General features: G+C 69.4%; 6 protein-coding genes. 5 read left to right on the forward strand and 1 reads right to left on the reverse strand.

All coding sequences use genetic code 11. The features are described from left to right. Positions 1 to 145 precede the first annotated feature (145 nt). Positions 146 to 691, reverse strand: a complete 546-nt coding sequence (gene def, locus AOK08_RS40120) for a peptide deformylase (protein WP_055535281.1) — start codon at positions 689 to 691, stop codon at positions 146 to 148. A gap of 147 nt (positions 692 to 838) precedes the next feature. On the opposite strand from def, the gene AOK08_RS40125 reads away from it, so the two are divergent. The 5 genes from AOK08_RS40125 to AOK08_RS40145 form a co-directional block, all read left to right on the forward strand. Next, entirely contained in the window at positions 839 to 2,077 is a 1,239-nt protein-coding gene (locus tag AOK08_RS40125; protein ID WP_055535272.1) for a MurT ligase domain-containing protein, read from the forward strand. Between the two features lie 37 nt (positions 2,078 to 2,114). Continuing rightward, positions 2,115 to 2,849: a type 1 glutamine amidotransferase gene (locus AOK08_RS40130; RefSeq protein WP_055535273.1), complete on the forward strand. Its 735-nt coding sequence runs from the start codon at positions 2,115 to 2,117 to the stop codon at positions 2,847 to 2,849. A gap of 200 nt (positions 2,850 to 3,049) precedes the next feature. Then, a complete protein-coding gene (locus tag AOK08_RS40135) occupies positions 3,050 to 4,075 on the forward strand; it encodes a 6-phosphofructokinase (protein WP_055535275.1) in 1,026 nt (341 codons plus the stop codon). A 122-nt stretch (positions 4,076 to 4,197) separates the two neighbouring features. Next, positions 4,198 to 5,151 carry a cytochrome c oxidase assembly protein gene (locus AOK08_RS40140; protein WP_055535277.1) on the forward strand — a complete coding sequence of 318 codons (954 nt, stop codon included), beginning with the start codon at positions 4,198 to 4,200 and terminating at the stop codon, positions 5,149 to 5,151. A gap of 192 nt (positions 5,152 to 5,343) precedes the next feature. Next, the coding region (locus AOK08_RS40145) for a PASTA domain-containing protein (protein ID WP_241827306.1) at positions 5,344 to 6,421 on the forward strand (1,078 nt) is incomplete at its 3' end.

The following is a 6,421-nucleotide window of genomic DNA, read 5'->3' on the forward strand; positions in this document are numbered from 1 at the left end:
GCCCACGCGGCGGAGCCGCAAATCGATACAGCCCCGCGCCCCTAAAAGCAGGCCGGTCAGCGCACCGCACGCCCCTAGAACGGGCCCGTTCGCGCACCCCTGAAAGCGAGCCCGTCCGCGTCACCCACACCCGAAAGCGGGCCCGTCAGCGTTCCCCGTGCCAAGCCGCTCGGGTTGCCTGGCGCATTAGCCTCTTGTGACGCCAGCCCGTTACGCGGTCCGCGTACGTGTGGCCGTCCAAGTGGTCCATCTCATGCTGGAGGCAGCGGGCGAAGAAGCCCGTGCCCTCGATCCTCACCGGCTCCCCCGCCGCCGTGAAACCCTCGACCACCGCCTCGTCGTATCGCTCCGTGCCCGCCTCCAGGCCCGGGAGGGACAGGCAGCCCTCGGGGCCACGGAGGACCAGGCCGCCGGTCTCCACCAGGCGGGGGTTGACCACGTGCCCCACGTGACGGACGTCCTCGTCGTCGGGGCAGTCGTACACGAAGACCCGCAAGGGGTGGCCGATCTGGTTCGCGGCGAGGCCCACGCCCTCGGCGGCGTACATCGTCGCGAACATGTCCTCGACGAGTCCGGCGAGTTCGGTGTCGAAGTGTGTGACTTCCGCGCAGGAGGTGTGCAGAACGGGGTTGCCGAGCAGTGTCAGAGGGCGGACGCGCCCTCTGGTACCCGGGATGGAGCCTGGTCGCATGGCCGCAAGGGTACGGTCACCCATGTCGCGCGGGCGCCTTGGAGGTGCCGCGATGCGGATCCGCTGAACGGATCTCGATAGGCTGAGGTCCACACCACGTGGCCGGAGGCACAGGCGCGGCGCGTACGCAAGGAGGATCGAGATCTGATGGCAGGCAACTCGGACCCGCTCACTCCGCGGGCCAAGCTGGCAGTGACGGCCGGCAAGGCCGTAGCGGCGGCTTCGCGTGCGGCGGGGCGCGGCAGCGGATCGGTGATCGGCGGCAAGGTGGCCCTCAAGCTCGACCCCGACCTCCTCGCCCGGCTCGCCCAGCACCTGGACGTCATCCTGGTCTCGGCCACCAACGGCAAGACCACGACCACACGGCTCATCGCGGAGGCCCTGCGCGCCGCCGGACCGGTCGTGTCGAACGCGCTCGGCGCCAACATGCCCGCCGGCATCACCTCGGCGCTCGCGGGCGGCTCGGACGCCAAGTTCGGGGTCATCGAGGTCGACGAGAAGTATCTCGCCGGTGTCGCCCGGGACACGGACCCCAAGTGCATCGCGCTGCTCAACCTCTCCCGCGACCAGCTCGACCGGGCCGCCGAGACCCGCATGCTCGCGGAGAACTGGCGTGAGGGGCTCGCCGGTTCGAAGGCCGTGATCGTCGCCAACGCCGACGACCCGCTGATCGTGTGGGCCGCTTCCTCCTCCCCCAATGTGATCTGGGTCGCCGCCGGGCAGATGTGGAAGGACGACGCCTGGTCCTGCCCGTCCTGCGGTGGCGTGATGCAGCGCCCCGGCGACGACTGGTTCTGCGGCCAGTGCGGCTTCCGCCGTCCGACGCCGAGCTGGGCGCTCTCCGGCGACCATGTGCTCGACCCGCACGGGTCGGCCTGGCCGATCCACCTCCAGTTGCCTGGACGCGCCAACAAGTCCAACGCCGCGACCTCCGCCGCAGTCGCCGCCGTGTTCGGCGTACCGCCGCAGGTCGGCCTGGAACGGATGTACCAGGTGCAGGCCGTGGCCGGGCGGTACGACGTCGTGCAGTTCATGAACCGTGATCTGCGGCTGCTGCTCGCCAAGAACCCGGCGGGCTGGCTGGAGACGTTCTCCCTGATCGACCCGCCGCCGGCCCCGGTCATCCTGTCCGTGAACGCGCGGGGCGCCGACGGCACCGACACCTCGTGGCTGTGGGACGTCGACTACACGCAGCTCACCGGGCACCCGATCTTCGTCATCGGTGACCGCAAGCTGGACCTCGCGGTGCGGCTCGAGGTGGCAAACCAGCACTTCCAGGTCTGCGAGAGCGCCGACCAGGCCGTGCAGATGGCGCCGCCGGGCCGGATCGAGGTCATCGCGAACTACACCGCATTCCAGGATCTGCGCCGCCGCGTCGGCAACTGACCACTGCCGCCAACCGACCTGTGAGGACGATCACTTCATGAGCGACAACCAGCTGCGTCTGGTGTGGATCTACCCGGACCTGCTCAGCACGTACGGCGACCAGGGCAACGCGCTCGTCCTGGAGCGCCGGGCCCGGCAGCGCGGCCTCGACGTGGCCCGTGTCGACGTGCGCAGCGACCAGCCGATCCCCACCTCCGGCGACATCTATCTGATCGGCGGCGGCGAGGACCGGCCGCAGCGGCTCGCGGCGGAACGTTTGCGCCGCGACGGCGGTCTGCACCGGGCCGTCGGCAACGGCGCGATCGTGTTCTCCGTGTGCGCCGGGTACCAGATCCTGGGCCACGAGTTCATCAACGACCTCGGTCAGCGCGAGCCCGGCCTCGGGCTCCTCGACGTGGTCTCGGTGCGCGGCGAGGGCGAGCGCTGCGTGGGCGACGTACTCGGGGACATCGACGCGCGCCTCAACCTGCCGCCGCTGACCGGCTTCGAGAACCACCAGGGCGTCACCCACCTCGGCCCCACCGCCCGCCCCTTCGCCAAGGTGCGGATCGGCAACGGCAACGGCACCGGGGACGGCACGGAGGGCGCGTACAACGACACGGTCTTCGGGACGTACATGCACGGGCCCGTGCTCGCCCGGAACCCGCTGATCGCGGACCTGCTCCTGAAGCTGGCCCTCGACGTCAACGCGCTGCCGCCGGCCGACGACCGCTGGTACGAGGCGCTGCGCAACGAGCGGATCACGGCGGCGGAGCAGACACAGACCGCCTGACCCCCGGGCATCCCCGCCCGTACACCTGTTGTGCATGCCCATGTCACCGGCCCGTCTGACGGGGCATCCGCACAGGTGAGCGGGGGTGTCCAGCACGCGGACGGGTGCTACGGTCCCGGGCCCCGCCGCCGGTATGGTGGCGGGGATCGAGCCGGACAGCGTGGTCCGGTCCCGGCCCACGTGGAGAAGGTTTTCGGGCGATGCGCATTGGTGTCCTGACGTCCGGCGGCGACTGCCCCGGCCTGAACGCCGTCATCCGGTCCGTCGTGCACCGAGCCGTAGTGGACCACGGTGACGAGGTGATCGGCTTCCGGGACGGCTGGAAGGGCCTCCTGGAGTGCGACTACCTCAAGCTCGACCTCGACGCGGTGAGCGGCATCCTCGCTCGCGGCGGCACCATCCTCGGCTCCTCCCGGGTCCGGCCCGAGCATCTGCGTGACGGCGTCGAGCGGGCCAGGGGCCATGTCGCCGAGCTGGGGCTCGACGCGATCATCCCGATCGGCGGCGAGGGCACGCTCAAGGCGGCCCGGTTGCTGTCCGACAACGGTCTGCCGATAGTCGGTGTCCCGAAGACCATCGACAACGACATCGCGGTCACCGACGTCACCTTCGGCTTCGACACGGCCGTCGGGGTCGCCACGGAGGCCCTGGACCGGCTGAAGACCACCGCCGAGTCCCACCAGCGCGTCCTGATCGTCGAGGTCATGGGCCGTCACACCGGCTGGATCGCCCTGCACTCCGGCATGGCCGCGGGCGCCCACGCCATCGTCGTACCGGAACGCCCCTTCGACATCGAGGAGTTGGCCCGCCGCGTCGGCGAACGCTTCGAGGCGGGCAAGCGGTTCGCGATCGTCGTCGCCGCGGAGGGCGCGAAGCCGCGCGCGGGCTCGATGGAGTTCGACGAGGGCGGCAAGGACGTGTACGGCCACGAGCGCTTCGCCGGTATCGCCCGGCAGCTCTCCCTGGAGCTGGAGGAGCGCCTCGGGAAGGAGGCGCGGCCGGTGATTCTGGGGCATGTGCAGCGGGGTGGGACGCCCACGGCGTACGACCGGGTGCTGGCGACCCGGTTCGGGTGGCATGCGGTGGAGGCGGTGCACCGGGGTGAGTTCGGGCGGATGACCGCCCTTCGGGGGACGGACATCGTGATGGTGTCCTTGGCCGAGGCCGTCGAGACGCTCAAGACCGTTCCTGAGGCTCGGTACGCCGAGGCTGAGTGCGTCCTCTGAGGTTGTTTCTTCGGGTGCGGGTCCGTTGTGGCTGGTCGCGCAGTTCCCCGCGCCCCTAAAAGCAAAAGCACCTCGCTGCCCCCGGTTCAAGTCGTGACCGGGGGCGGTTCTACCCTGTTGGGATGGAGCACAGCGGGCACGATGGTACGGACATGGGGCTTTTGCCCTTCACCCTGGCGCGGGGGCTCGGGTGGTCCGCCGATCCGTTCTTTCTGGTCGCCTGTCTTGTCGGGATCGCCCTGTACGCGTGGGGGGTCGTGCGGCTGGCCCGGCGTGGGGACAAGTGGTCCGCCGGGCGGAGCATCTCCTTCGTGCTCGGTGTGCTGACCGTCATGCTCGTCATGTGCACCAGGCTCAACGACTACGGCATGGTCATGTTCAGCGTGCACATGGTGCAGCACATGGTGATCAGCATGGTGTCGCCGATCCTCATCCTGCTCGGTGCGCCGATCACGCTCGCGCTGCGGGCGCTGCCGCCCGCCGCCCGGGGCCGGAAGGGGCCGCGCGAGCTGCTGCTGGCCCTGCTGCACAGCCGGTACATGAAGATCGTCACGCACGCGGCGTTCACCATCCCGCTGTTCATCGCCAGTCTCTACGTCCTGTACTTCACGCCGATCTTCGACTTCCTGATGGGCTCGAAGGCCGGGCACATCGCGATGATGTGTCACTTCCTCGCCGTCGGGCTGATCTTCTTCTGGCCGATCATGGGCGTCGACCCGGGCCCGAACCGGCCCGGGTATCTGATGCGGATGCTGGAGCTGTTCGCGGGCATGCCGTTCCACGCGTTCTTCGGGATCGCGCTGATGATGGCGTCGACGCCGATGGTCGACTCGTACCGGAATCCGCCCGCCTCGCTCGGCATCGACGCGCTGTCCGACCAGAACGCGGCCGGCGGGATCGCCTGGGCCTTCAGCGAGATCCCGACCGTACTGGTGCTGCTGGCGCTGCTCTTCCAGTGGTACGGCTCCGAGCAGCGGCAGGCCAAGCGCCAGGACCGCGCCGCCGACCGCGACGGGGACAAGGAACTTGAGGCGTACAACGCCTATTTGGCCTCGCTGAACGCACGCGGCCGCTGAATCAACTTTTATTCCCCTTGCGTGAAAGGCTTTCGCGTTCAGTAGCATGGGCGTGATGTATCCGCCGGGGGGAGCGGTATGACCTTTCATGCTTTCAGGAAACCTGGGCTTCAGCGGCTTGCCGTCGCACTGTTGTGCGTTCTATTAGCCGGTGGCTGTGACAGACAGGCGCCCGCGCGGGTGGTGAAGGCGGTGGCCGCGGGAGTTCCCTCCCTCGCCCCGTTCTTCGACGAGAGCAGCGGCCTCGGCCATGACGCCCGGATCCGTTCGCAGCCCGCGCACGGCAGCAGCCTGCAGCGCGGCAGCACTCCTGGGCTGTACGGGGGCACGAGGCGACCGACGGTCTGTGACGTCGCCCGGCTGAAGCAGTTCCTCACCGACCCCAGGAACAACAGGAAGGCCCAGGAATGGGCACGTGTGGTCGATATTCCGAGGAGTGGGATTCCCGCCTATCTCGACCGGCTCACTCCTGTTCTCCTGCGCCACGACACCCTGGTGAAGAACCACGACTACATGAAGGGGAAAGCGGTCCCGTACGACGCGCTGCTCCAGGCGGGAATCGCGGTTCTCGTCGACGAGGCGGGAGTTCCCGCCGTGAAGTGTTCATGCGGAAATCCGCTGAAGCCGTTCAAGGGTGCGACGAACCGAATTTCTGTCGAGTTCGGGGACGGCAACAAGAAGTGGAGCGACTTCGACGCCGACGAGGTCGTGCTCGTACGTCCCGCATCCGACAAGGTCGACCGGTTCGCCCTCGTCGACGTGGACGAACCCGAGCGGGGCATCTACCGGCAGACCGGGACCATGGGCGAGGCCGACCAGGTCTTCGACACGCGCGAGCGGCACCCGGTACCGCATCTCGCCGGCCAGACCTTCGGCAGCGCGAGCAGCCGGTTGACCGCTCTGGGCCTGGCAACGGCGTACGACACCAACGGCCTCCCACCACCTGACGCCACCGTCACCGGCTCGACCCCCGGCCCCGGGGCCTCGCTCCCCTTCGGCTCCTACGTCACCCTGACCGTCCACATCGAGTCCGGTACCCCCGACGACGGCAGCGGCGGCGGAACCGGCGGTCCGCCTACGACCACGGGATCCGGGCTGGGTTCGGGCCTGAGTTCGGCACCGGGGTCGGACACCCCGGCCCTCAGCGGGCCCGACCCGTCGACGCCATCGACTCCGTCGACTCCGCCGACAAGTCCCTCGGCGTCTCCGCCGTCGCCCAGTGACGAACCCTCGCCGCCCCCGTCGGAGCCGCCGCCATCCGCTCCCACAC

This window comes from Streptomyces graminilatus, assembly GCF_001418565.1.
GTDB classification, from domain to species: domain Bacteria; phylum Actinomycetota; class Actinomycetes; order Streptomycetales; family Streptomycetaceae; genus Streptomyces; species Streptomyces graminilatus.

What these genes read in the sequence shown, in the direction of transcription:
- def (WP_055535281.1), bottom strand. Translation starts at nt 691, where the DNA reads ATGCGACCAGGCTCCATCCCGGGTACCAGAGGGCGCGTCCGCCCTCTG.
- AOK08_RS40125 (WP_055535272.1), top strand. Translation starts at nt 839, where the DNA reads ATGGCAGGCAACTCGGACCCGCTCACTCCGCGGGCCAAGCTGGCAGTG.
- AOK08_RS40130 (WP_055535273.1), top strand. Translation starts at nt 2,115, where the DNA reads ATGAGCGACAACCAGCTGCGTCTGGTGTGGATCTACCCGGACCTGCTC.
- AOK08_RS40135 (WP_055535275.1), top strand. Translation starts at nt 3,050, where the DNA reads ATGCGCATTGGTGTCCTGACGTCCGGCGGCGACTGCCCCGGCCTGAAC.
- AOK08_RS40140 (WP_055535277.1), top strand. Translation starts at nt 4,198, where the DNA reads ATGGAGCACAGCGGGCACGATGGTACGGACATGGGGCTTTTGCCCTTC.